A 22,278-nucleotide genomic window follows, 5' to 3' on the forward strand; every position below is an offset into this window, starting at 1 on the left:
GTCAGCAAAGCCGCGCGATACTTGACTTTCCGCGCGTCTGGCGCCATTGGCCCGCTCCGAAGCGCCGCTAAGTTCCCATGGGACAGGCGGCGCGATTTGTTTCGGGGCGCTCATGCTCCGGTCCATATCTGTCAAGGAGCGTGCCATGAAGGCGCTGACCAAGACGACCGTTTCGGCGAACGCCGCCACGGTCGAAAAGAAATGGGTGCTGATCGACGCCGAGGGTCTCGTTGTGGGCCGCGTTGCTTCGATCATCGCCAATATCCTGCGCGGCAAGCACAAGCCGTCGTTCACCCCGCACGTCGATTGCGGTGACAATGTCATCGTGATCAATGCGGAGAAGGTGGCGTTCACCGGCAAGAAGCTGCAGGACAAGCGTTACTACAAGCACACCGGCTATGCCGGCGGCATCAAGGAAACCAGCCCCGCGAAGATCCTCGAAGGCCGTTTTCCCGAGCGCGTGCTCGAAAAGGCTGTCGAACGCATGATCCCGCGCGGTCCGCTCGGACGTCAGCAGATGCGCAACCTGCGCATCTTCGCCGGCGCCGAACATCCGCATGAAGGGCAGAACCCCGAGGTGATCGACGTCGCTTCGATGAACCGCAAGAACAAGGTGGGTGCATAATGGCTGACGAACAGACCATGACCGATCTCAAGGATCTCGGCGGCGCCGTCGAAGGCACCGTCGCTCCCGCAGCTCCGGCTGCGCCGCTCCGCGAAAAGATCGTCGACAAGCAAGGCCGCGCCTATGCGACCGGCCGCCGCAAGGATGCCGTCGCCCGCGTGTGGGTCAAGCCCGGCACCGGCAAGATCACGATCAACGGCCGCGACCAGGAAGTCTATTTTGCGCGTCCGACGCTGCGCCTCGTCATCAACCAGCCGTTCGGCCTGACCGAGCGCGTCGGCCAGTATGACGTGATCGCAACCGTCAAGGGCGGCGGCCTGTCGGGCCAGGCGGGCGCCGTGCTGCACGGCATCGCGCAGGCGCTGACCCGCTTCGAACCGGCGCTTCGCGGCCCGGTCAAGGCGGCTGGCTTCCTGACCCGCGACAGCCGCGCGGTCGAGCGTAAGAAGTACGGCAAGGCGAAGGCCCGCCGCAGCTTCCAGTTCTCGAAGCGCTAAGAGCTTTTTCCACCGACGGGTGGAGAAGAGGAGGGCGGTCCGGCAACGGGCCGCCCTTTTTCGTCAGAGCAGGTCGAGACTTCCCAGGGCCAGCGCCTGCCGCGCGGGACGCTCGGCCATCAGCGCGAACATCTCGTCGCCGCGTACCGTGCGTTCGACGCTCATCGAAGCGAAGACCGCCATGAAATAGCCGCTGAGCGCGCCCACGCGATAGTCGTCCCACAGCGCGGCGACGTCGGGTTCGAGGCTGCGGGCGCGGAGCGCGGCGACCCAATGATCGAAAGCCGGCCGGTCGGCGGCGGCGCGTTCGAACGGATCGGCGATGCTGGTTCCGACCAGATAGGCGAGATCTGTCGCACCGCTACCGCGTCCCAGCGTCTGCCAGTCGACAAGCCAGCAGCGATCGCCGCCGGGCGCAAAGAGGATGTTGTCGATCCGGAGGTCGCCGTGGATGATCGTTCGTGCCGCGGCCTGCCGGGAAAGATAGGCGTCGAGCCGTTCGACGATACGGGCGCCGAGGTCGAGTATCGCGGGTTCGAGGCGGTCCGCGTATCGCTCCCGGAACCCCGTGTAAAGCTGCGGAAACAGCGCGCGAACCAGATCGCCATTGTCGCGCATCAGCCAAATCAGGGTGTCGAGCCGCGGATCGTTCCACAGCAAGGCATGCAAGCCGGCGGCGGCTTCGATGCAGGGAAGGAGACCCGCAAGGCCCAGCCCCGCCAGCTGGTCGCCTTGCCGCGCGGGCGAAAGATCGGCGAGGATGAGGATGAAGTCGACTTCGTCGCCGGCGATTTCGGCATGGTAACAATGCGGCGCGGCCACGCCGCTTCCCGCCGCTAGTTCGCGGTACCAGCTGACTTCCTTGACATAGGTGCCGGTCAGTTTGGCGATGTTGCGGCTGGCTTCGTCATGGCTCGGGCATTTGGCGATGACGCTTGCGGGCGCGGCTACGTCATCCTCCCATTCGAGCGCAAGGCGATAGCTGTCGCACATCTGGCCGGTGCCGACCTTTGCGGCGGAGAAGGCCTTGAGCCTGCCCGACTGTCCGAGGACGCCGCCGAGCCATGCCACCGTCATCGCGTCGGGCGCGGTCGGAAAGCTCAAGGGGCGGGATCCATGATGCCGGCGAGCCTCGTCGGTTCGTGGGGGCCAACGAACAATTGTTCGAGCACGCCGATGCCGCGACGGACGCTGCCGCCGTCGGCCAGCTCGGCGCTGACCAGCGCCTGGATATGCATCGCGAGCGGATTGCCCCAGGCGCGATCGGCGTCGGTCAGGCTGTCGTTCGCGACCGCCGGCTCGGCGCCATGGTCGAGGCCATGCCCCCAGGTCGGATGCGTGTAACCGAGACCGCTCATTGCAAAGACCGGACCCGTGGGGGTCAAGGAAAGCGATCGATCGCCGGCGAGTTTCACGGCCATTTTGGCGATCCGCCGCGAAGCGGGCCGCCATTCAACGTCAAAGCTCGCGTCGTCGAAATGCTGCTCGGTTCCGCCATCCCCCATAATCACGGCGCGGCGATTCCACGGATTGCCGGCGCCGTCGTCGTTGCTGTGAAAGAAAAGCGAATCGCTTTCGAAATTGCAGGGCGTCCAGAGCCAGAAGAATTGGCTGAAATTGCCCTCGGGTGGTGGCTGCGGTTCGCTTGCGCCGACGGGGCGGATACCCCAGCTGCGATCGCGCGTTCCGGCCCAGTCGCGCCTTGCATCGATACGCTGTCCGTCCACCGACAGCCAGCCGGACCAACGCCCGTTCTGCGTCATGCGCGTATAGTCCATGAAAAGGCGTGTGCCGTTGCGGCGGATAAAACGCGGCTCTTCGATGGGAAAATGACGACCATCGAAGCGCAGTTCGCCCGCAAGCGGCCCGTCGTTGGGCGCGATACGCAGCGTGACGGCTTCGAGCGGCATGTCGATGGAGAGCGTGATCGGCCCCACCGAGAGATCGAGCCGCTCGCCGCCCGACCGGCGGCTGGCGCGCAGATTATACTGCACTCCGCCTGCAAGGACGCAAAAGCTTGCGTCGACGATTCCGAGCTGCGGGTAAAAGCCCATCGCGGCCGCGAAAAAGATCGATCCGTCGGGACTGTAGCCATTGAAGAAATAGCGGTCGTAAAAGTTGCGATCCGTTCCGGCGAACGCAACCGGTTCGCTTGTCTGGTGCAACGGATAATCGTCGCCTTTTGTCAGCATCATCCTCATCCCGTTTTTTGTTGCAACCTAACGGGATGGGGCGCGTCGTCAATGGACTGGCGGATCGACGGGTGGCACAGCCCCGACCGGCGCGACCGGCTCGCCCGGTTCGCGAGGCGGCAAGGCATCGGGCGGCACGTCCGCGATCTGCATGTCCGGTGTCGGGACATGCTCGAGATTGCGTACGCTTACGTCGATCGCCGCGCCATCGACGGTCAGATCGTTGAAACTCGGCGGGGTCGAACGGATGCGCTGCGACAGTGTCCCCGCACCGATCATGCGGATCGAGCCGGCCGCTGTCTCCTTAACAAGATCGAAGGCGTCGTGGACGTGTCCCGAAAGCACTGCCGCCACGCCGCGCTTCGCCAGGGCCGCCAGTGCGCGCTCGCCGCCACGGGTCAGGGCGCGTCCTTTCGTTCCGGCCTCGACCAGCGGATGGTGCGCGGTCACCAAAATGGCCGTTCCGTGCGGCAGGGCATCGATCGCCGCCAGCGTTTTTTCCAGTGCCGCGGCGGTAACCCACCCTTTCGACCAGTCGAGCCGCCATTGCGCGCGCGCGGTCGTTTTCAGTGGCACCACGGCGACTCCGGGCAGGTCGATTTCGCGTTCGACAAGCCGCTCGATCCCCCGAATGCGGCGATAGGGAAAGAAAAAGCGTTCGACGGGGTTGAAGTAGGGGAGGTCGTGATTGCCGACCTCGACCGTCACGGGCGCGCCGAGCGCGCCGATCCAGTCGCATGCCGCCGCGAATTCGCGGCTGCGCGCGCGCATCGTGAGGTCGCCGGTGATCAGCACCGCATCGGGCCCCTCGCGCCGCACGCAATCGGTGAACCAGGCGAGCGCCGCCCGATCCTCGAGCCCGAAATGCAGGTCGCTGATATGGAAGAGCCGCGTCATGCCGGGGGACGCGTTACGATGAAGGCGACCGGCGCGGGGTCGATGGTGAAGGTGACCCGTGCGCCTCCCTCTGCCGATTCGCCGTCCATCAACAGGCCGAGCGATTCGGCTGACACCACCGTCGCGCTGGGCCGGGTGGCAAGCTCTTCGCTCGGACCGTCGCGAAAATCGCCGCCGATCCACGCGATCGCATGGCGGAGCAGGAGCGTCGGGCTGTCGGCGAGCAAGCCGTCGATCACAATGCCCTCGGCCGAAGGCGTCATGCTGATCGCCTGAAAGGCGCGGTCGTCGCCTGCGAGATGCACGGCTTCTCCCCCCATGCTCTGTTCGAAGGCTTCGGGAATGAGCGCGGCGGCGCCCCCGATGTCGCGCTGGCGCATTTGCTCGCGTACTTCGGCCCAGATCGTCGTTGGCCCCGCGATCATGTTCACCATCGCGCGGCCCGCAGGACAGTGGACCGTTGGCGGACATTCGCGCCTGCCACGCCCCGCAAGCGCGTCGGCCAGAATGTCCTCGAGCGGCCGGTCGTCGTGGAGCCGCTTCGACAGCAGGTTGAGCGTGCCGCCCGGGAGCACGAGCAGCGCGCCGTCCCAGCCGGCGAGCGCGGCAACGGCAGCATTGATCGTGCCGTCGCCGGTCCAGATAATCGCGGTATCGATGCCTTTGGATTCGAGCCAGGCGCGCGTCGGAAGCGCGTCGTCGGGCAGGCAGAAGTTGGCGGCGAGCGGCGATCCGGCGTCGCGACAAAGCGCCGCGATCTGCTCGACACGCGCTTCGTCGTAGCTTCCGCTCTGGTTGTTGCAGATCAGCGCGGGGCGGGTGGGGCGATAGGTCATGGGCTCGATACGCATGACATAGGGAAAGGTAACCGATGTTGCACGCTTGTTACGGACGCAGGCGCGCTGTAGGGCGCGGAACTCATGACGGGGCGCGAAGCCAAGGGACGACGGTTGATCAAAATCCTATTCGTGTTGCTGCTCCTCGTGCTGCTGTTCGGCGGCGGCGCCAAACTGGTCGTTTCCGGTGGCGCGAAATCGCTCAACATGGCCGACCGATTGCTCGGGCAGGGAGACGGTGCGCGGCTGCTGCTCGCCGACCAACCCTATGGCCGCGGGCCGCGCCAGTCGTTCGACATCTGGGCACCCGATAACCTCGAAGAGGGTGACCGGCTGCCGGTCATCGTATTCTTCTATGGCGGTGGCTGGGACGGCGGCGAGCGGGGCAGTTACGGCTTTGCCGGGCGCGCGCTGGCGCGGCAGGGCTTCGTCGTCGTGATTCCCGATTATCGGCTGGCGCCCAAGGCGCATTGGCCCGACTTCATCGAGGACAGTGCGGCCGCGGTCGCATGGACACACGAGCATATCGCCAAGCTCGGCGGTGATCCCGACCGGATTGCGTTGATGGGGCATTCGGCAGGCGCCTATAATGCGGCGATGCTCGCGCTCGATCCGCAATGGCTGCGGGCGGCGAAGAGCGATCCGTCGGTCATCCGCGGGGTCGCGGGTCTTGCCGGTCCCTATGACTTCCTGCCGCTTGAGAAGGGTGGCCGCGCCGAAAAGGCGATGGGCAAGGTACGACCGATCGAGCGGACCCAGCCGATCCAGTTCGCGCGCGGCGACGCGCCGCCCTTGTGGCTCGCGACCGGCGACGAGGATGAGGTGGTGCGGCCGCGCAACAGTCAGAATCTTGCCGCGGCGATCGAGAAGGCGGGTGGCTCGGCGACTTTACGCATCTATCCCGGCATGGGGCATACCGGCATCGTGATGGCGCTCGCCGCGCCGTTTCGCGGCAAGGGGCCGGTGCTAGACGAGGCTACCGACTTTCTGCGCGGGGTGACCGGCCGCCGTGTTGCGCCCGCGGAGGTCATGCCATGACCGCCGGCATCGCCGCGATTGTGCTTTCGGGAAGCCGACCCGGCCCCGATCCGTTACTGACGGGCAGCGGCGTATCGACCAAGGCATTGCTGCCGATCGCGGGACAGCCGATGCTCGTCCATGTCGTGAAGGCGCTGCGCGCCTCGCCGCTCGTCGGCTCGATCACGATCCTTGCGCAGAACAGCGCCGAGCTCGCCGCCGAGCCGGGGCTCACGGGCCTCCCCGACCTGCATTTCGCAGATTCGGAGCAGGGGATCAGCAGCTCGCTCGCCGCTGCGCTGCCGCCGGGCGACGACCCGTTGCTCGTGACGACGGCGGATAATGTGCTGCTCACGCCGACGATGATCGCCGAGTTCCTGGGCGCCGCCGAGGATAGCGATGTCGCGGTGGCAATGGTCGAGCGCGATGTCCTGCTTTCACGCTATCCCCGGTCCAAACGCACCTGGCTGAAATTCCGTGGCGGCTGGTGGTCGGGCGCGAACATGTTCCGTCTGCGCGGACGCAGCGTGCTGCCTTTGCTCGATTTTTGGGGGCGCATCGAACGCGACCGCAAGAAGGGACTGAAGATCATTGCCGCCTTCGGTCCGTGGTTGCTCATCGGTGCGCTGCTCCGCCTCTTCACGATCCAGCAGGGCGTCGCGCGCGCCGGACTGCGGTTCGGGCTTCGCGCCAGGGTCGTGCCGATGTCCGAGCCCGAGGCGTGTATCGATGCCGACAAGCCCATCGACATCGAACTGATCGAAGCGATATTTGCCGCGCGGCGGCAACCGTCTATAGGGCAGCCGCTATGACCATCGACAAAGCCATCATCCTGTCGGCCGGGCAGGGCTCGCGCCTGCTGCCGCTGACCCGCGACATTCCCAAATGCCTGATCGAGTTCAACGGCCGCAGCCTGATCAGCTGGCAGGTCGCGGCGCTCGTCGCGAACGGGATCAAGGATATCGTCGTCGTCACGGGCTTTCGCACCGAGCGCGTCGAGGATCATGCGCTCCAGCTCTATCGCGATACCGGCGCGCGCATCCGCACCCTGTTCAATCCCTTCTTTCAGGTCGCCGACAATCTGGGCACCTGCTGGATTGCGCGCGAGGAGATGGACCGCGATTTCATCATCCTCAATGGCGACACGATCGTTTCGGACGAGATCGTCGCGAAACTGATCGAAGGCGCGAACGAGCCGATCAACGTGACCGTCGACGTCAAGGCCGACTATGACGATGACGACATGAAGGTAAACCGCGACACCGAGGGCCGCCTGCATCATATCGGCAAGCGGCTGCTGCCCCCCGACACCAACGCCGAATCGATCGGCATGCTCGCCTTCGTCGGCGATGGCCCGTCGATCTTTCGCAACCAGGTCGACCAGATGATGCGTACCCCCGACGGGGTGGAGCGCTGGTACCTGCGCGCCATCGACATCATCGCCAAGGGCAACCGCGTCGGCACCGTTTCGATCGAAGGGCTCGAATGGCAGGAAGTCGACTTCCCGCAGGATGTCGAAGCCGCCGACGCGCTTACCGCGAAATGGGCCGCCGAGGGCCGCTACGCAAAATAGGGTTTGAGCCAGCCGGCGAGCTTAGCGACCTGCGCGTCGTCGAGCTTTACCGCCTGGCCCAGATCGGGCTGTCCCGGCCAGCCCGTGTCGGGCACCGTCAGGCCTGCACCCGAGCGTTCGCCCTCATAGCGGGGCAGGACGTGGAAATGGACGTGCGGGTCGACCATCATCAGCATCAGATAGTTGATCTTCGCAAAGCCGACGGCCTGTGTCAGCGCGGCCTCGATCGCGACGGTCGCGATCTTGAGTTCGGCATGCGCTTCGGCGGGTAGGTCGCCGAACGCCGTTGCATCCGACTTTGCCGCGAGCACGAGCGCGCCGAGCGTCGGCTGCGCGGGGCGCAGCAGCACCACCCAATGATCATATTCGGCGATCAGCGTCGCCGGATGGCCGAATTTCGCGATCGTTTCGTTCATGCTTCTTCCATCCAGCTGATGATCGGGCGGCCCGACCGCTTCACCGCATAGGCCTGCACCAGCCGCACCGCATGGACGACCAGCGAGATGACCGTCCACCAGGCGAGCGCGATCAGCCCGAGATCAGGGCGTCCGGCGAGGGTCGCAAAGAAGAGGATCGCGATATTCGGGTTTCGCCGCGCGGTGATCAGGCGAAACTGGCTGTCGAACTTTTGCCAGACATGGATATCCATGCCGAAGTCCTTGATGAACAAGCCCTCGATCACGCGCTGGAGGATATAGCCCGCGACGACAGCGACCATGACCAGCAGGAAGGTCTGGTTCGAGAGCGCGAGGCCCCAGGTGCCCAGCCCGACGCCCCAGAAATACCACCAGAAGGGCGGGTGGACCAGGTCGACGCCATGGTCGGCGACATTGCCCCATTTCGACGAGGTGATCGTGCAGCGCGCGAGTTTTCCGTCGACGGTGTCGAGCACCATGAAGATGAAACCCGCGAGCATCCCCTCCCAATATTGGCCGTAGGCGAAGAGATAGGTCGCATAGACGCAGAGCGCCGCGCCGATCGCGGTCACCATGTTGGGCGTCATGCCGATGCTCGCGGCGCCGCGCGTCAGCCACAGCGCCAGTTCGGGCCAAAGATATTTCGTCAATGCGTCGGTCACGCCCTTATAGGCGCCGAAATAGCTCTTTCGCTCGATCTCGCGCCGCGTCTCGGGCGTCAGCCGCTGGATGAAGGGGCAGTCGAGCTTGCGCAACTGGCGATTATAGATTTGCGGATTGTCGCGGTAGTCGATGATCGTGAGCTGGCCGCGATGCTGGATGATATCGTCGGGCGTGATGCCGCCCGTCAGGTGCGCCATGACCAGATCGCCGCCGTCCATCACGACGGTGCCGGGCAGCGTCACAATATGCCGCAGCCATACGGGGTCGAAAACAAAGTCGAGATTGACAAAGAGCTGTGCGCCCGAAGGAGGCGTGCTTTCCGGCAGACCTTCAGCCCGCGCCAGCCGCCGTAGCCGCTCGGCATTGGTCATGCCCCAAAGCAGCGTTGGATTGTCGCCGATCGGCGTCAGGGCGGGCAGGGACTGGGCGTTGGTCATCCGCCGCTCTTATCCTGCCCGGCGTCCAATGCAAGAAAGCGGAGGATCGCTTCGGCCCCGCGCTCGGCCGCGCCCGCCGGATCTCCCCCGATCGACTCCGCCAGCCGCTCGCGCTGGGCGTCGGCGTATCGCGCATGATGATCGGACGCCGATGCGAGCGCGGCGGGCAATCGATCGAGATCGTCGATGACGTCGCCGAGCGTCCAGAACAGATAATCGGGATCGCCAGCCCAATCGACCCCGTGGGCATTGAGGAAGATGCACGGGCGCGGCGTCGCGAGGAATTCGTAAACCTGGCTGCTCACGTCGCCGAGATATATGTCGGCGCCGCTCGTATAGCTCATGTCGAACAGGCGGTCAGATGCGAGGTCGATCATAATCTTGCCCGGCACGGCCAACCGTTCGATCTCGCCGCGATCGGCATCGCTCGCCTCCGCAAACAGGCGAACATGGGGCGCCACGACCAGATTATACCGTTCCTGCGCGGTGAACCAGGCGATGATGCTGGGCCCGAACCGGTCCCAGGATGACAGTTCGCGCTTGAAATGCGGCGCGTAAAGTACCGTCGGCCGGTCATTGGCGAACAGCGGTTCGCGCGACTGTTGCAGCCGCAGCATCAGGTCGAGTTTCACATATCCGGTCACCGCATAGTGGCCGGGGCGAATGGTGGCGGCCTCGAGCATCCGCTGTTCGCTCTTTTCGCCCGCGACCAATGCGAAATCGAAATGCCGGTCGCGTGCGTCGAAGGTAATGGCACGGTCGCCGGCCCCGTGCGGGGTGAAGATCAGCCGTGTCTTGCCGGACAGGAAATGCCGGATCGTTGTCGTCGTCCGTTCGGGGGCGACGATCGCGTCGAACCCGCGCAGGAAACGCAGCGCGCCGAACAGGATCGGCAGTCGCGGATTGCGGAACAGCCCCATGTCGCGCAGCCAGCGGGCAAGACCCGTCTGGCCGAGCACGGTGATATGCGGCGCAAAGCCGGGGTAAGCGAGTGCGACCTGTTCGACCACTCTCAGATGGTCGGTGCTCGCGACGGCGACGTCAACGGATTGTCCCCGCGCGGCCATTTCGGCGGCGAGGGGCAGCGCGTGGAACACATGATGCGGCTCGCCGATGAAGAGGAACAGGATGCGCATCAGACGGCCCCCGCCGCCTCGGCTCGTTCGAAATCGGTCGCCCGCCAGCCGTGCTTCGCGGCCAACCGGATGATTCTTTCACCGCGTCCGACAAGCCAGGCCTCGCTGGCCAATGCAAAGGTCGGTGCGTCGCTGACATGGTCCGAATAGGCTCGGATATGCGCACTCGCATCAGCGCCATTGGCAGCGAGCCATTCGCCAACCCGACGTGCCTTTTCCGCGCCATAACAATTGGGCCCGTCGAGCAAAGGCAGCCAGTTTCCGGCGGCGTCGCGATGGTGGCGCGAGGCAACGATGGCGTCGAAGCCCAGTGCATCGGCGATCGCGTCGGCATAGAATTCGGGAGCTGCCGTCGCCATCAGCAACCGGTATCCCTCGGCCCGATCGCGCGCGATGCAGGCGGCGGCGCCCGGCGGGACGTCGCGGGGAACGCGCCACGCGGCGAAGGCTGCGGCCAGTGCCTCGGCGCGGGACGGCGAGAGGCTGGCACCCAGCATCAAGCGAATCGCCGCGGGCTTGAACCGGTCGCGCCCGTAAAGACGCAGCGCATGGCCGATCATCAGCGCGGCGAGCGCCGGTAACAGCAGTAATCGCCACGGCGCCCCGCGCCACGCCGACCACAGCAGGAACAGGGTGAAGGTCGGCGTGCGCAGCACGGTGCGGTCGAGATCGTAAATCGCGACACGGATAGGGGAAGGCGTTTCGGTCATGCGTCTTCTTGGTCAAACAGCCGGAGCTTGCGACCGGTCTTGCCCAACGACATGCGATCCGCGAGCGGCAAGGCAAAGCGCAGCGCGAGCCATATCGACGCGGCGGCGATCAGCCCGAGCAGCGGCAGCGAAAGCGCGTCGGGCAAAAGGTCGGCGGCCATGGCCGCGGTGCCTGCGACGAGGGTGATTGCCACGCCGCGCAGCGCCACCGCCGGAAATTGCGCGTCGAAAGGGTGCAGTTTCTCGGTAATCGCGAGCTGTATCGTGGGGATAGCGCCCATCACCACAAGGCCGAGGGCCGTAGCCAGCGTCACGCCCGTCAACGGATCGAGATGACCCACGATCAACCAGCCGGAACCGATCGCGACACCGACGCCAAAGACGCTGGCGGTAAGCTGGTGACGAAAGGCGGCGACGACTTGCAACACCGGCGCCGAAATGCCGAGCACCGCTTCGGCGGCGCGCGCGAATAGCAGGATGACCAGCGCCGCTTGCGCCGCCTGTGCCCCATGGCCGAACAGGCCGAGCAGCGACGCGCTGCCCGCCGCGAGCACCGCGGCGAGGGGCAGCGCGATGGCCAGGATCAGCCGCGTCGCATAGGCATAGATGACAGCGACTTGGCGCCGATCCTCGCGTTCGGCGCTCGCCGCGAGTGGCGCCATGACATAGGAGAAGGCGATGCGGACGAGTTGGACGACGCTCGACAGCTTGCGCGCGATCGTGAACAGGCCCGCCGCCGCGGCGCCGGCCGCGCCGGGGAGCAGCATGTTGAGGATCAACGCCGGCGCGTCGCCGAACAGCCGCGTGATGATGTTGGACGGCAGGATTGAGAGCCCGGCCCAGAAGGTGTTGCGCGCCGTTTCGCCCGCCCACGGACCACGCCACAGGTCGACGAAGCTGTAGTGGCGCGCGAGCAGGCGGATGCTGAGCGCGGCGGTGATCGCAAGCGAGCAGAGGTGCGCGATGAACAGCCCCTTGAGGCCTAGACCGCCCGCGAAGAACAATCCGGCAAAGACCAGACGCATCACCTGTTCCCAGACGATGCGCAGGCGGATTTCGGCGCCGAAAACCATGCGCGCGCGCAGCGCCGAGGTGGCAATCTCGACAAAGGCCCACAGCGGCAGCGCCCATATGAAGATGCGGATCGCGGGTGTGACAAGGTCGCGGTCCTTCGCCGCGACGTTGAGCAGCGGCCCGAGGTCGGCGGCGAAGACGGAGACCAGCGCCGCGACGAGAATGCACGGTCCGACGCCAAAGACCATCGCCGTGCGCAGCGCCGCGGCGGCGTCGGCGCCGCTTGCCGATTGCGGGACGGTGCGCTGCATCGCGCTCGTCATGCCGAGATCGAAGATATTTTCGAGCAGGTTCACCGCCGCCCACAGCACCGCATAGAGGCCGTAGCCCGCTAAACCGAACATCAGGACATAGAGCGGCTGTGCGACGATTTCGACCACCGCGCCCAGTCGCGCCAGCACGGTCGTGCCGAGCCCGCGCGCGACGCTGCGGCTGGTAACGGCGGGTTGGACGACGTCTTCGCTCATCGTTGCCGCACCTAGCGGCTCGTCCGGCGCGCCGCCAGCGGCTTTCGCGCGTTCACCCCCTTGTCGAGGCCGCCATTCGGGTCTAGGCAGCGCGCAATTGCATAGGGAAGACCGCGATATGGCCCAATTTGTCCTGCCCAAGAACAGCCGCCCGCAAAAGACGGGCAAGGTCCACAAGGCCGAGGGTGCGACCGCCGTCAAGAAATTCAAGGTCTATCGTTACGACCCCGACAAGGGTCAGAACCCGCATTTCGACACGTTCGAGATCGACACCGAAAAATGCGGCCCGATGGTGCTCGACGCGCTCATCAAGATGAAGAGCGAGCAGGATTCGACGCTGACTTTCCGCCGTTCGTGCCGGGAAGGCATTTGCGGCAGCTGTTCGATGAACATGAACGGCAAGAACGGCCTCGCCTGCACCACCGCGATCGAGGATCTGAAGGGCGACATCACGATCACGCCGCTGCCCGCGATGGACGTGATCAAGGACCTCGTCCCCGACTTCACCCATTTTTATGCGCAATATGCGTCGATCGAACCCTGGCTCAAGACCAAGACGACGACGCCGAGCGGCAAGGAACGGCTGCAATCGCCCCAGGAACGCGAAAAGCTCGACGGACTCTACGAGTGCATCTTGTGCGCCTGCTGCTCGACCAGCTGCCCGAGCTATTGGTGGAACAGCGACAAGTTCCTTGGCCCCGCGATCCTGCTTCAGGCCTATCGCTGGCTCGCAGACAGCCGCGACGAGATGACGGGCGAGCGGCTCGACGAGCTCGAAGACCCCTTCCGCCTCTATCGCTGCCACACGATCATGAACTGCGCCAATGCGTGCCCGAAGGGCCTCAGCCCCGCGCGCGCGATCGCCGAAATCAAGAAGCTGGAAGCCGAGCGGCACGTCTGATGGGGAGGTGGCTGCCGGCGCTGCTCGCGCTGGCATGCGCCGGTTGTGCCGCCAATCCCGAGGTCGAATATGCGGCGATGCCGCGCACCTATGCGCATGGCATCGGCGGGGCGACTTTCCTGATCGGCGGTGGCTTCGATCCCGGCCGCTCGCCCGACGGCAACAGCCTGATCCTCTATGGGCCCGAGGGCGCTTTCGTGATCGACAGCGGGCGCCACGACGCGCATCTCATGGCGATCAAGCAGGGGCTAAGCGGGATCGGCATGACGCCCGTCGCGATCGTCAACACGCACTGGCATCTCGATCATGTCAGCGGCAATCCGGCGCTGAAGGCCGCGTTTCCGGATATCAAGGTCTATGGCACATCGGCGATCGATGGGGCGCTGACCGGCTTCCTAGCGAAGAGCGCCGAATCGTCGCGCAAGGCGCTGGCCGAGGGAGCTATTCCGGCAAGCGCGATTGCGGAAGTCGAGAGCGATCTCGCGACCATCGCGCGCGGAGCGGAACTGCGGCCTGACATCGTCGTCGACGAATCGCGCGACATGTCGATCGCGGGCCGGCCGCTGTCGCTGCGCGTCGCGCGCCATGCCGTCACGGAGCGCGACCTCTGGATCTACGATGCGGCACAGAAGCGTGCGATCGTCGGCGATCTGGTGACGGTTCCCGCCCCCTTTCTCGATACCGCCTGCCCGGAGGGCTGGTTGAAGGCACTGGACGAGGTCGCGGCATCGGGCGCCGAGCAAATTGTTCCGGGTCACGGGCCGATCATGCCGATGGCCGATTTTAACCAGTGGCACGCGGCGTTCGACGAATTTATCGCTTGCGCCAAGGGGGCCGGCGCGCTTGTGACCTGCTCGGCTGGCTGGCTCGCGGGCGCCGAAAAATGGATCGGCAGCGACACCGTGCGCGCGAAGGCGATGGCCGACTATTATGGCGAACTTGTTCGCTCGGGAAAACTGGACGGATATTGCAGGGTATGAACGACGGGATAGAGGAGCCGAAGCGCCGCGAATATTTCAGCGCCGAGGAACTGGACGGCGGCTGGATCAGCTGGGATCTCAAGGATCCGACGCGGTTCAACAGCTTCATCGAACCGCTGACGGTGCGCGTCGAAGCGCCGACCGAGGATGGCCGCCCGCGCGCAAGGGTGCGGATGCTTCCCGAACGCAAGCACAGCAACCTGGGAGATAATGTCCATGGCGCGGTGACGCTCGCGCTCGTCGATATTGCGCTGTTCGCCGCGTCGCACCAGTTCGGTTCGCTCAATGCGGGGCATTCGGTGACGCTCGATCTGTCGACGCAATTCGTCGGCGCGGGGCGGGTGGGGGAACCGCTCGATGCCGTGGTCGAACTGGTGCGCGAGACCGGCCGGCTGATCTTCCTGCGCGGGCTGGTCGTACAGGGTGACGGCGACAGCCATATCGTGCTGAGCTTCGCTGGAACGATCCGCAAGGCGAACTCGAAGTGACCACCGTCCTTGCGGCCTATGACGCGCTCGTCGCGGCGGGCGAGCTTCGTCCCGATCCCGAGCAACGTGCCGCCGCCGAGCGGCTGAACCGGCTGCAGGCCGAACTCGAGGCCGCGCCGCGCCGCGGCAGCCTGCTGTGGCGGCTTGCAGGGCGCAAGCCAGAGGCGCTGACCGGCGTCTATCTGTGGGGCGCGGTCGGGCGCGGCAAGTCGATGCTGATGGACCTGTTCTACGACCAGCTCGCCATCCAGCGGAAGCGACGCGTCCATTTCCACGCCTTCATGCTCGACGTCCATGCGCGGATGCGCGAGGTCAGAAAGAGCGAGAGCGGCGACCCGATCCCGCTCGTTGCCGAGGCGCTCGCCGAAAATACGCGCTGCCTCGCCTTCGACGAGATGGTCGTGAACAACAGCGCGGACGCGATGATCCTTTCGCGCCTGTTCACCGCGTTGATCGAACATGGCGTGACCATGGTGGCGACGTCGAACCGTCCGCCCCAGGATCTTTACAAGGACGGGCTCAACCGCGAGCATTTCCTGCCCTTCATCGCGCTCGTCGAGGAGCGGCTCGACGTGATGGGGCTGAACGGGCCGACCGATTACCGCCGCGACCGGCTGGGCGACGGCGCGCGCTGGTTCGTTCCCGCCGATGAAGCCGCGAGTGCCGCGCTGTCGGCCGCCTTCTTCCGCCTCACCGACTATCCGCCCGAGGACCGGGCGCATGTTCCGAGCCTCGATCTTGACGTCGGCGGCGGGCGGATATTGCATGTGCCCAAGGCGCTGAAAGGCGTCGCGGTCTCTTCGTTCAAGCGATTGTGCGGCGAGGCGCGGGGCGCCGCCGACTATCTCGCCGTGGCGCGGCATTTCCACGCCGTGATCATCGTGGGGATCCCGCGCATGGGGCCGGAAAACCGCAACGAGGCGGCGCGTTTTGTGACGCTGATTGATGCGCTTTACGAATATAAGGTGAAACTGCTCGCCAGCGCCGCGGCGATGCCCGACCAGCTCTATGTCGCGGGCGACGGGGCGTTCGAATTCGAGCGAACCGCGAGCCGCCTCGCCGAAATGCAGTCGGACGCCTATCTCGCCCTAGGCCATGGCCAACAGGATGCCGCCGGCGATCTTCCCCCAGCGTGACGTGTTGGCGGCGACATAGGCGAGGCTGCGGACATAGCGCATTTCGTGCGCGAAATGCCCCGCCGCCTGCTCGGCGGTGCGGCGGAGCGTCCGGAACGGTCGCGGTTCGGGCACCCTGATCGGCCCCGGCCGCGCCGGCGGCTGGGGCAGGTTGGCGAAGCCGCCGTTGGTCACACGGCGGTCGGCGGCGACCGCCCGGCACAGCGCCTCCATGCGCGTGATCGCCAGCCGGTTGGGGACCGCGCGATCGCGGCTGAGCAACTCGAAGCTGTGGCTGAAGGCCGAGAACTGGATCGCGCCGCTCGTGGCCGCATGATCGAGCGCGTCGCGCATTTCTTCTTCGGACATCGCGCACAGCTGCGCCGGGCGAAAACTGTCGATGCCATCCATCAGGCCGCTGACCGGCACCTCGCAGACACCGTGATGCAGGCGCATCCCGATGTTGTGGCGGTCGAGCGCGATATCACAGCCCTGGCCGACATGGGCCCCGTTGAAGCTGCTGTCGAAAAGGAAGCCGAGCGCGTCCAGCGCGCGCAGCGTATCGTCGTTGGCGCCGAAATTGCCGGCGCGAAAAGCGACCGGGTCGGGCGCGCCGGCGCGCACCAGCATGTCGGCCGCCAGCCCGATCAGCTTTTTCTGCGCCGCGAACGGGAAGTCGCCGATGTTTCGCCCCGTCAGCCGCCCGACCGGGCTGAATCGCGCGAAGGCGAGCCATTCGGTGTGGAGGTGCAATTGCACTTCGTGACCGCGCGCGACGATCGGGGCGACGATGTCGCGGACGATCGACGGGCCGTGGACGAGCGCGGGCATCGGATCGACGAAGAACACGCCCTTGAGCCCATATCCTTCCAGCATGTCCATCTGGAAATGGATGCCGAAATCGCCGTCGCGGCAGCGGCCGAGGATCGAGCTTTCGAAATTGGCGCGCGCGTCACGACCCCGTTGATAGAGGCCGGCCGACAATTCGGTGTCGAAGCTGATGATCGCGCGTGTCACGACAGGCGCGTAACAAAGCGGGAATAAGGGAGGGTTAATCGCCCTCGTGGCGATACCTTATTCGGACAGCGCATTTTTGTTCCATTCTGCCGCGAACCCGTTGCGTCGCGACAATATCACGCGCCAGCCTGACCTCGAAACCATATTTCGGATCTCTTATCGTTATTGCGAACTATTTGCAAAAAAAGGCGGTTTTTCGACCTTTTCGCTGTTGTTTCCTTAAGGGAATCGGCGTAGGGGCGTCGCCAGTCTTGGGACCGGATCGGAGCTTTAGCCCGTGCTCCCGCCGGTCTGTGAACCAATTGCCGGGCTTGCCAGGAAGGGAGTGCCGCGCGCCATGGGACGCAAGAAGATCGCATTGATCGGAGCCGGGAATATCGGCGGGACGCTGGCGCTGCTCGCCGCGCAGAAGGAACTGGGCGACGTCGTCCTGTTCGACGTGGTCGAAGGCGTGCCGCAGGGCAAGGCGCTCGACCTGTCGCAGGTCGGCCCGATCGCGGGCTTCGACGCGAAGATCACCGGCACGAACGACTATGCCGACATCGCCGGCGCCGACGTCATCATCGTCACCGCCGGTGTCGCCCGCAAGCCGGGGATGAGCCGCGACGACCTGCTCGGCATCAACCTGAAAGTCATGAAAGCCGTCGGCGAGGGCATCAAGGCGAACGCTCCCGACGCCTTTGTCATCTGCATCACCAACCCGCTCGACGCGATGGTTTGGGCGCTGCGCGAATTCTCGGGCCTGCCGCACAACAAGGTCGTCGGCATGGCCGGCGTGCTCGATTCGGCACGCTTCAGCCACTTCATCGCCGACGAATTCGCCGTGTCGGTGAAGGATGTGAACACCTTCGTGCTCGGCGGCCATGGCGACACGATGGTTCCCGTCGTTCGCTATTCGACGGTCAACGGCATCCCCGTTCCCGACCTCGTCAAGATGGGCCTGTCGTCGCAGGACAAGATCGAGGCGATCGTCAAGCGCACGCGCGGCGGCGGCGGCGAGATCGTCGCGCTGCTCGGCACCGGCTCGGCCTTCTATGCGCCCGCAGCCTCGGGCATCGCGATGGCCGAAGCCTATCTGGGTGACCAGAAGCGCATCTTGCCCTGTGCAGCTTACGTTGACGGCCAGTATGCCCTCGACGGCCTCTATGTCGGGGTGCCGGTGATGATCGGTGCGGGCGGGGTCGAGAAGATCGTCGAGATCGAACTCGACGATGCCGACAAGGCGGGCCTTCAGGTGTCGGTGGATGCGGTCAAGGAACTGCTCGACGCGTGCAAGGCGCTGGATCCCAGCCTCGCCTGATATCCGTGCCCCTGCGAACGCAGGGGCCCATCACCTGCGCCCCAAAAGATCGGGCGGCGGGTGGCCGAGAGATTTGGAGATGGGCCCCTGCGTTCGCAGGGGCACGAGAAACGGAACGAAATTTATGAGCATTCTCATCGACAAGAATACCAAGGTCATCACGCAAGGGATGACGGGTGCCACCGGCACTTTCCACACCGAACAGGCGCTAGCCTATGGCACGCAGATGGTCGGCGGCGTGACGCCGGGCAAGGGCGGCACGACGCACATCGGCCTGCCGATGTTCAACACCGTCGACGAAGCGAAGCATGCGACCGGCGCGACCGCGTCGGTCATCTATGTGCCGCCGCCGTTTGCCGCCGACTCGATCCTCGAGGCGATCGACGCCGAGATCGAGCTGATCGTCTGCATCACCGAGGGCATTCCGGTGCTCGACATGGTCAAGGTGAAGCGCGCGCTGTCGGGTTCGAAGTCGCGCCTGATCGGCCCGAACTGCCCCGGCGTGCTGACCCCCGAAGAATGCAAGATCGGCATCATGCCCGGCAACATCTTCAAAAAGGGCAGCGTCGGCGTCGTCTCGCGCTCGGGCACGCTCACCTATGAAGCGGTGTTCCAGACCACGAACGTCGGCCTTGGCCAGACCACCGCGGTCGGCATCGGCGGCGACCCCGTCAACGGCACCAACTTCATCGACGTGCTCGAACTCTTCCTTGCCGACGAGGCGACCAAATCGATCATCATGATCGGCGAAATCGGCGGCGACGCCGAGGAGCAGGCGGCGCAGTTCCTGATCGACGAAGCGAAGCGCGGCCGCAAAAAGCCGATGGCTGGCTTCATCGCGGGCCGAACGGCGCCTCCGGGGCGCCGCATGGGCCACGCCGGGGCGATCGTGTCGGGCGGCAAGGGCGACGCCGAAAGCAAGATCGCGGCCATGGAAGCCGCAGGCATCAAGGTGTCGGCGAGCCCGTCTGAACTCGGCACGACGCTCGCCGAAGTGCTCAAGGAATGCGTCTGAGCAGGCGGCCCGCCGGCGCCCTTTGCCGGCGGGCCTCCGCTCCCCATATGAAAATACCTACCCCTTCCTCCCCGTGGAAAAGCAGATGAACCTCGAACGACAAAGCTTCGATATCGACGAGCCGCAGGCCGGCCCGAGCTGGGCGCCCAAGAACTGGCCCGTCATCGACAGCGACGACCTGACCGCCGCGCTCGACCCGCAGCAGATGCAGGTCGCGGTGAAGGCTGCGGCTACGAAGGGGGGCGCCGCGCTGTCGAGCGCCGAGGTCGAGCGCGCCGCCGATGATTCGATCCGCGCGATGATGCTGATCCGCACCTATCGCGTGCGCGGTCACCTTGCCGCCAACCTCGACCCGCTCGGCCTGATCCAGCGCGAGCTGCCTGCCGACCTGACGCCCGAATATCACGGCTTCGTCGGCGCCGATCTCGACCGCCCGGTCTGGCTGGGTGGCACGCTGGGCCTCGAACGCGCGACGGTGCGCGAGATTGTCAGCATACTTCAGGCCAATTATTGCGGCCATGTCGGCCTTGAATATATGCACATTTCCGACGTCGAGGAGCGGCGTTTCCTGCAGGACCGGATGGAGGGCGCCGACAAGAGCGTCGAATTCACCAAGGAAGGCAAGCAGGCGATCCTGAAAAAGGTGATCGAGGCCGAGGAGTGGGAGAAATTCCTCGCGCGTAAATATGTCGGCACCAAACGCTTCGGGCTGGACGGCGGCGAGGCGATGATTCCCGCGATGGAATCGATCATCAAATATGGCGGCCAATATGGCGTGAAGGAAATCGTTTACGGGATGGCGCATCGCGGGCGGCTCAACATGCTCGCGAACGTCATGGCGAAGCCCTATCAGGTGATTTTCCACGAATTCGCCGGCGGCAGCGCGAACCCCGACGACATCGGCGGTTCGGGCGACGTCAAATATCACCTCGGCACCTCGACCGACCGCGAATTCGACGGGATTTCGGTGCATATGTCGCTGGTTCCCAACCCCTCGCACCTCGAAGCGGTCGACCCGGTCGTGCTCGGAAAGGTTCGCGCGCAGCAGGTCGTTCGCGACGACCTGCAAAAGCATGAACAGGTACTGCCGGTGCTGATCCACGGCGACGCGGCCTTTGCTGGGCAGGGGATCGTCTGGGAATGCCTCGGCTTCTCGGGCATCCGCGGTTACAATACCGGCGGCTGCATCCACTTCATCGTGAACAACCAGATCGGCTTCACGACCAGCCCGCAGTTCGCACGCTCGTCGCCGTATCCATCGGACGTCGCCAAGGGCGTCCAGGCGCCGATCCTGCATGTCAACGGCGACGATCCCGAGGCCGTGACCTTTGCGTGCAAGATCGCGATCGATTTCCGCCAGCAGTTCAAGCGCGACGTCGTGATCGACATGTGGTGCTATCGCCGCTTCGGCCACAATGAAGGTGACGAGCCCTCGTTCACCCAGCCGCTGATGTACGAACGCATCCGCAAGCATCCGCCGGTGTCGCAGCTTTGCGCGGCGATGCTGCAGGACGAGGGCGTGATCGAAGCGGGCTGGGCCGACGCGCATCGCGCCGAATTCACCGCGCGGCTGGAAGGCGATTTCGAAGCGGCGAAGACTTACAAGCCGAACAAGGCCGACTGGTTCGCGGGCCGCTGGTCGGGGCTTTATGCACCGACCGATCCCGAAAATGCGCGCCGCAACATCGCGACGGGCGTTTCGGAAAAGCTGTTCGATTCGATCGGCCGCACGCTGACGACGATTCCCGCCGACGTCGAGGCCCACAAGACGCTCCGCCGCGTGATCGACGCGCGCGGCGCGATGTTCGCCGACAAAAAGGACGGCGAAATGTTCGACTGGGCGACCGCAGAAAGTCTCGCCTTCGGCACCTTGCTGAGCGAAGGCTATCAGGTGCGCCTGTCGGGCCAGGATTCGGGCCGCGGTACCTTCAGCCAGCGCCACGCGGTCTGGGTCGATCAGAAAACCGAGGCGAAATATATCCCGCTGACGACAGTGCCACATGGCCGGTTCGAGGTGCTCGACAGCCCGCTCTCCGAATATGGCGTGCTCGGCTTCGAATATGGCTATGCGATGGCCGATCCGAAGAGCCTGGTGCTCTGGGAAGCGCAGTTCGGCGATTTCGCCAACGGCGCGCAGATCATGATCGACCAGTTCATCGCCGCGGGCGAGGCCAAGTGGTTGCGCGCCAACGGCCTCGTGATGTTGTTGCCGCACGGCTATGAAGGACAGGGTCCGGAGCATAGCTCGGCGCGCCTCGAACGCTTCCTGCAACTGTGCGCCGGCGACAATATCCAGGTGTGCAATATTTCGACTCCGTCGAACTATTTCCACGTCCTGCGCCGCCAGATGCTTCGCTCGTTCCGCAAGCCGCTCATCATCATGACGCCCAAGTCGCTGCTCCGCCACAAATTGGCGGTCTCGCAACGCAGCGACTTCATCGGCGACGCGCATTTCCGTCGCATCATGTCGGATCGCGCGCCACCCGCCGACCAGGACATCAAGCGCGTCGTCCTCTGTTCGGGCAAGGTCGGTTACGACCTGATGGAGGCGCGCGACGCCGCTGGGCTCACCGATACGACGGTGATCCGCATCGAACAGCTCTATCCCTTCCCGGGGGAGGCGCTCGCGATTCGACTGAAGCGGATGCCGAAGCTCGAGGATGTCGTCTGGGCGCAGGAGGAGCCGCGCAACAACGGCGCCTGGTTCTTCGTCAACGAGTTGATCGAGGAATCGCTGATCGAAGCAGGCAAGAAGGGCATGCGTCCGCGCTACGCCGGTCGTGCCGCGGCAGCTTCACCCGCCACCGGCCTGATGAGCCGCCACCAGACCGAACAGTCGGCGCTCGTCGCCGACGCGCTGGGTCTGTCGGTCCGTGCCGAAATCCGCCGTACCAAGAAAAAAGCCTGATCCCCTAAGGAACT

The 22,278-nt window shown here is 65.2% G+C and carries 22 protein-coding genes; 12 read left to right on the plus strand and 10 right to left on the minus strand.

Annotated features, from left to right (window positions below):
• The first annotated feature begins 145 nt into the window (after positions 1–145).
• Both rplM and rpsI read left to right on the plus strand, forming a co-directional pair.
• Positions 146–625, plus strand: a complete 480-nt coding sequence (gene rplM, locus HDC29_RS03785; protein ID WP_179494526.1) for a 50S ribosomal protein L13 — start codon at positions 146–148, stop codon at positions 623–625.
• Complete coding sequence (gene rpsI / locus HDC29_RS03790) at positions 625–1,122, plus strand: 30S ribosomal protein S9 (protein WP_167921927.1); 498 nt, start codon at positions 625–627, stop codon at positions 1,120–1,122. Before rplM ends, rpsI begins: the two co-directional genes overlap by 1 nt.
• Positions 1,123–1,185: 63 nt before the next feature.
• On the opposite strand, the gene HDC29_RS03795 is transcribed toward rpsI, so the two are convergent.
• From HDC29_RS03795 to HDC29_RS03810, 4 genes are read right to left on the minus strand one after another with little or no spacing between them, the layout of a single operon-like run.
• Positions 1,186–2,226: a phosphotransferase family protein gene (locus HDC29_RS03795; RefSeq protein ID WP_179494528.1), complete on the minus strand. Its 1,041-nt coding sequence runs from the start codon at positions 2,224–2,226 to the stop codon at positions 1,186–1,188.
• The gene (locus HDC29_RS03800) at positions 2,223–3,317 is read right to left on the minus strand and encodes a hypothetical protein (RefSeq protein ID WP_179494530.1); all 1,095 of its coding nucleotides are present in this window, start codon (positions 3,315–3,317) and stop codon (positions 2,223–2,225) included. The genes HDC29_RS03795 and HDC29_RS03800 overlap by 4 nt, the downstream gene beginning before the upstream one ends.
• Before the next feature lie 45 nt (positions 3,318–3,362).
• On the minus strand, positions 3,363–4,211 hold the full coding sequence (locus tag HDC29_RS03805; protein ID WP_179494532.1) for a metallophosphoesterase: 849 nt from the start codon (positions 4,209–4,211) through the stop codon (positions 3,363–3,365).
• On the minus strand, positions 4,208–5,047 hold the full coding sequence (locus HDC29_RS03810) for a diacylglycerol kinase family protein (protein WP_179494534.1): 840 nt from the start codon (positions 5,045–5,047) through the stop codon (positions 4,208–4,210). Before HDC29_RS03810 ends, HDC29_RS03805 begins: the two co-directional genes overlap by 4 nt.
• A gap of 114 nt (positions 5,048–5,161) precedes the next feature.
• Between HDC29_RS03810 and HDC29_RS03815 the strand changes: the two genes are divergently transcribed.
• From HDC29_RS03815 to HDC29_RS03825, 3 genes are read left to right on the plus strand one after another with little or no spacing between them, the layout of a single operon-like run.
• A complete protein-coding gene (locus HDC29_RS03815) occupies positions 5,162–6,085 on the plus strand; it encodes an alpha/beta hydrolase (RefSeq protein WP_179494536.1) in 924 nt (307 codons plus the stop codon).
• Positions 6,082–6,876, plus strand: coding sequence for a nucleotidyltransferase family protein (locus tag HDC29_RS03820; protein WP_179494538.1), 795 nt, complete (start codon positions 6,082–6,084; stop codon positions 6,874–6,876). The genes HDC29_RS03815 and HDC29_RS03820 overlap by 4 nt, the downstream gene beginning before the upstream one ends.
• The gene (locus HDC29_RS03825) at positions 6,873–7,637 is read left to right on the plus strand and encodes a sugar phosphate nucleotidyltransferase (protein ID WP_179494539.1); all 765 of its coding nucleotides are present in this window, start codon (positions 6,873–6,875) and stop codon (positions 7,635–7,637) included. Before HDC29_RS03820 ends, HDC29_RS03825 begins: the two co-directional genes overlap by 4 nt.
• Here the strand turns inward: HDC29_RS03825 and HDC29_RS03830 are convergent.
• From HDC29_RS03830 to HDC29_RS03850, 5 genes are read right to left on the minus strand one after another with little or no spacing between them, the layout of a single operon-like run.
• Positions 7,625–8,053, minus strand: a complete 429-nt coding sequence (locus HDC29_RS03830) for an HIT family protein (RefSeq protein WP_179494541.1) — start codon at positions 8,051–8,053, stop codon at positions 7,625–7,627. The genes HDC29_RS03825 and HDC29_RS03830 overlap by 13 nt on opposite strands.
• The gene (locus HDC29_RS03835) at positions 8,050–9,153 is read right to left on the minus strand and encodes a CDP-alcohol phosphatidyltransferase family protein (RefSeq protein WP_179494543.1); all 1,104 of its coding nucleotides are present in this window, start codon (positions 9,151–9,153) and stop codon (positions 8,050–8,052) included. The genes HDC29_RS03830 and HDC29_RS03835 overlap by 4 nt, the downstream gene beginning before the upstream one ends.
• Positions 9,150–10,289 (minus strand): hypothetical protein, encoded by a 1,140-nt coding sequence (locus tag HDC29_RS03840; RefSeq protein WP_179494546.1) that lies wholly within the window; start codon positions 10,287–10,289, stop codon positions 9,150–9,152. The genes HDC29_RS03835 and HDC29_RS03840 overlap by 4 nt, the downstream gene beginning before the upstream one ends.
• Positions 10,289–10,999 carry an HAD-IB family phosphatase gene (locus HDC29_RS03845; RefSeq protein WP_179494548.1) on the minus strand — a complete coding sequence of 237 codons (711 nt, stop codon included), beginning with the start codon at positions 10,997–10,999 and terminating at the stop codon, positions 10,289–10,291. The genes HDC29_RS03840 and HDC29_RS03845 overlap by 1 nt, the downstream gene beginning before the upstream one ends.
• Positions 10,996–12,540 carry a lipopolysaccharide biosynthesis protein gene (locus HDC29_RS03850; protein WP_179494550.1) on the minus strand — a complete coding sequence of 515 codons (1,545 nt, stop codon included), beginning with the start codon at positions 12,538–12,540 and terminating at the stop codon, positions 10,996–10,998. The genes HDC29_RS03845 and HDC29_RS03850 overlap by 4 nt, the downstream gene beginning before the upstream one ends.
• Positions 12,541–12,658: 118 nt before the next feature.
• Here HDC29_RS03850 and HDC29_RS03855 point away from each other — a divergent pair, with 118 nt between their 5' ends.
• The 4 genes from HDC29_RS03855 to zapE are packed head-to-tail and all read left to right on the plus strand — an operon-like array spanning position 12,659 to position 16,045.
• Positions 12,659–13,441 carry a succinate dehydrogenase iron-sulfur subunit gene (locus HDC29_RS03855; protein ID WP_179494552.1) on the plus strand — a complete coding sequence of 261 codons (783 nt, stop codon included), beginning with the start codon at positions 12,659–12,661 and terminating at the stop codon, positions 13,439–13,441.
• Positions 13,441–14,421, plus strand: a complete 981-nt coding sequence (locus tag HDC29_RS03860; RefSeq protein ID WP_179494554.1) for an MBL fold metallo-hydrolase — start codon at positions 13,441–13,443, stop codon at positions 14,419–14,421. The genes HDC29_RS03855 and HDC29_RS03860 overlap by 1 nt, the downstream gene beginning before the upstream one ends.
• On the plus strand, positions 14,418–14,909 hold the full coding sequence (locus tag HDC29_RS03865) for a PaaI family thioesterase (RefSeq protein ID WP_179494555.1): 492 nt from the start codon (positions 14,418–14,420) through the stop codon (positions 14,907–14,909). The genes HDC29_RS03860 and HDC29_RS03865 overlap by 4 nt, the downstream gene beginning before the upstream one ends.
• Positions 14,906–16,045 (plus strand): cell division protein ZapE, encoded by a 1,140-nt coding sequence (gene zapE, locus HDC29_RS03870; protein WP_179494557.1) that lies wholly within the window; start codon positions 14,906–14,908, stop codon positions 16,043–16,045. Before HDC29_RS03865 ends, zapE begins: the two co-directional genes overlap by 4 nt.
• Here the strand turns inward: zapE and HDC29_RS03875 are convergent.
• The gene (locus HDC29_RS03875; RefSeq protein WP_179494559.1) at positions 15,998–17,041 is read right to left on the minus strand and encodes a hypothetical protein; all 1,044 of its coding nucleotides are present in this window, start codon (positions 17,039–17,041) and stop codon (positions 15,998–16,000) included. The genes zapE and HDC29_RS03875 overlap by 48 nt on opposite strands.
• Positions 17,042–17,378: 337 nt before the next feature.
• On the opposite strand from HDC29_RS03875, the gene mdh reads away from it, so the two are divergent.
• The 3 genes from mdh to HDC29_RS03890 all read left to right on the plus strand — a co-directional run bounded on the left by mdh (position 17,379) and on the right by HDC29_RS03890 (position 22,264).
• Positions 17,379–18,341, plus strand: coding sequence for a malate dehydrogenase (mdh, locus tag HDC29_RS03880; protein WP_179494561.1), 963 nt, complete (start codon positions 17,379–17,381; stop codon positions 18,339–18,341).
• A gap of 124 nt (positions 18,342–18,465) precedes the next feature.
• The gene (gene sucD / locus HDC29_RS03885; RefSeq protein ID WP_179494563.1) at positions 18,466–19,356 is read left to right on the plus strand and encodes a succinate--CoA ligase subunit alpha; all 891 of its coding nucleotides are present in this window, start codon (positions 18,466–18,468) and stop codon (positions 19,354–19,356) included.
• Positions 19,357–19,441: 85 nt separating this feature from the next.
• On the plus strand, positions 19,442–22,264 hold the full coding sequence (locus HDC29_RS03890; protein ID WP_179494565.1) for a 2-oxoglutarate dehydrogenase E1 component: 2,823 nt from the start codon (positions 19,442–19,444) through the stop codon (positions 22,262–22,264).
• Positions 22,265–22,278: the final 14 nt, after the last annotated feature.

The sequence above is a fragment of the Sphingopyxis sp. JAI108 genome (assembly GCF_013410105.1).
Lineage (GTDB): Bacteria > Pseudomonadota > Alphaproteobacteria > Sphingomonadales > Sphingomonadaceae > Sphingopyxis > Sphingopyxis chilensis.

What these genes read in the sequence shown, in the direction of transcription:
- rplM (WP_179494526.1), top strand. Translation starts at nt 146, where the DNA reads ATGAAGGCGCTGACCAAGACGACCGTTTCGGCGAACGCCGCCACGGTC.
- rpsI (WP_167921927.1), top strand. Translation starts at nt 625, where the DNA reads ATGGCTGACGAACAGACCATGACCGATCTCAAGGATCTCGGCGGCGCC.
- HDC29_RS03800 (WP_179494530.1), bottom strand. Translation starts at nt 3,317, where the DNA reads ATGATGCTGACAAAAGGCGACGATTATCCGTTGCACCAGACAAGCGAA.
- HDC29_RS03805 (WP_179494532.1), bottom strand. Translation starts at nt 4,211, where the DNA reads ATGACGCGGCTCTTCCATATCAGCGACCTGCATTTCGGGCTCGAGGAT.
- HDC29_RS03810 (WP_179494534.1), bottom strand. Translation starts at nt 5,047, where the DNA reads ATGACCTATCGCCCCACCCGCCCCGCGCTGATCTGCAACAACCAGAGC.
- HDC29_RS03820 (WP_179494538.1), top strand. Translation starts at nt 6,082, where the DNA reads ATGACCGCCGGCATCGCCGCGATTGTGCTTTCGGGAAGCCGACCCGGC.
- HDC29_RS03825 (WP_179494539.1), top strand. Translation starts at nt 6,873, where the DNA reads ATGACCATCGACAAAGCCATCATCCTGTCGGCCGGGCAGGGCTCGCGC.
- HDC29_RS03830 (WP_179494541.1), bottom strand. Translation starts at nt 8,053, where the DNA reads ATGAACGAAACGATCGCGAAATTCGGCCATCCGGCGACGCTGATCGCC.
- HDC29_RS03835 (WP_179494543.1), bottom strand. Translation starts at nt 9,153, where the DNA reads ATGACCAACGCCCAGTCCCTGCCCGCCCTGACGCCGATCGGCGACAAT.
- HDC29_RS03840 (WP_179494546.1), bottom strand. Translation starts at nt 10,289, where the DNA reads ATGCGCATCCTGTTCCTCTTCATCGGCGAGCCGCATCATGTGTTCCAC.
- HDC29_RS03845 (WP_179494548.1), bottom strand. Translation starts at nt 10,999, where the DNA reads ATGACCGAAACGCCTTCCCCTATCCGTGTCGCGATTTACGATCTCGAC.
- HDC29_RS03850 (WP_179494550.1), bottom strand. Translation starts at nt 12,540, where the DNA reads ATGAGCGAAGACGTCGTCCAACCCGCCGTTACCAGCCGCAGCGTCGCG.
- HDC29_RS03855 (WP_179494552.1), top strand. Translation starts at nt 12,659, where the DNA reads ATGGCCCAATTTGTCCTGCCCAAGAACAGCCGCCCGCAAAAGACGGGC.
- HDC29_RS03860 (WP_179494554.1), top strand. Translation starts at nt 13,441, where the DNA reads ATGGGGAGGTGGCTGCCGGCGCTGCTCGCGCTGGCATGCGCCGGTTGT.
- HDC29_RS03865 (WP_179494555.1), top strand. Translation starts at nt 14,418, where the DNA reads ATGAACGACGGGATAGAGGAGCCGAAGCGCCGCGAATATTTCAGCGCC.
- mdh (WP_179494561.1), top strand. Translation starts at nt 17,379, where the DNA reads ATGGGACGCAAGAAGATCGCATTGATCGGAGCCGGGAATATCGGCGGG.
- sucD (WP_179494563.1), top strand. Translation starts at nt 18,466, where the DNA reads ATGAGCATTCTCATCGACAAGAATACCAAGGTCATCACGCAAGGGATG.
- HDC29_RS03890 (WP_179494565.1), top strand. Translation starts at nt 19,442, where the DNA reads ATGAACCTCGAACGACAAAGCTTCGATATCGACGAGCCGCAGGCCGGC.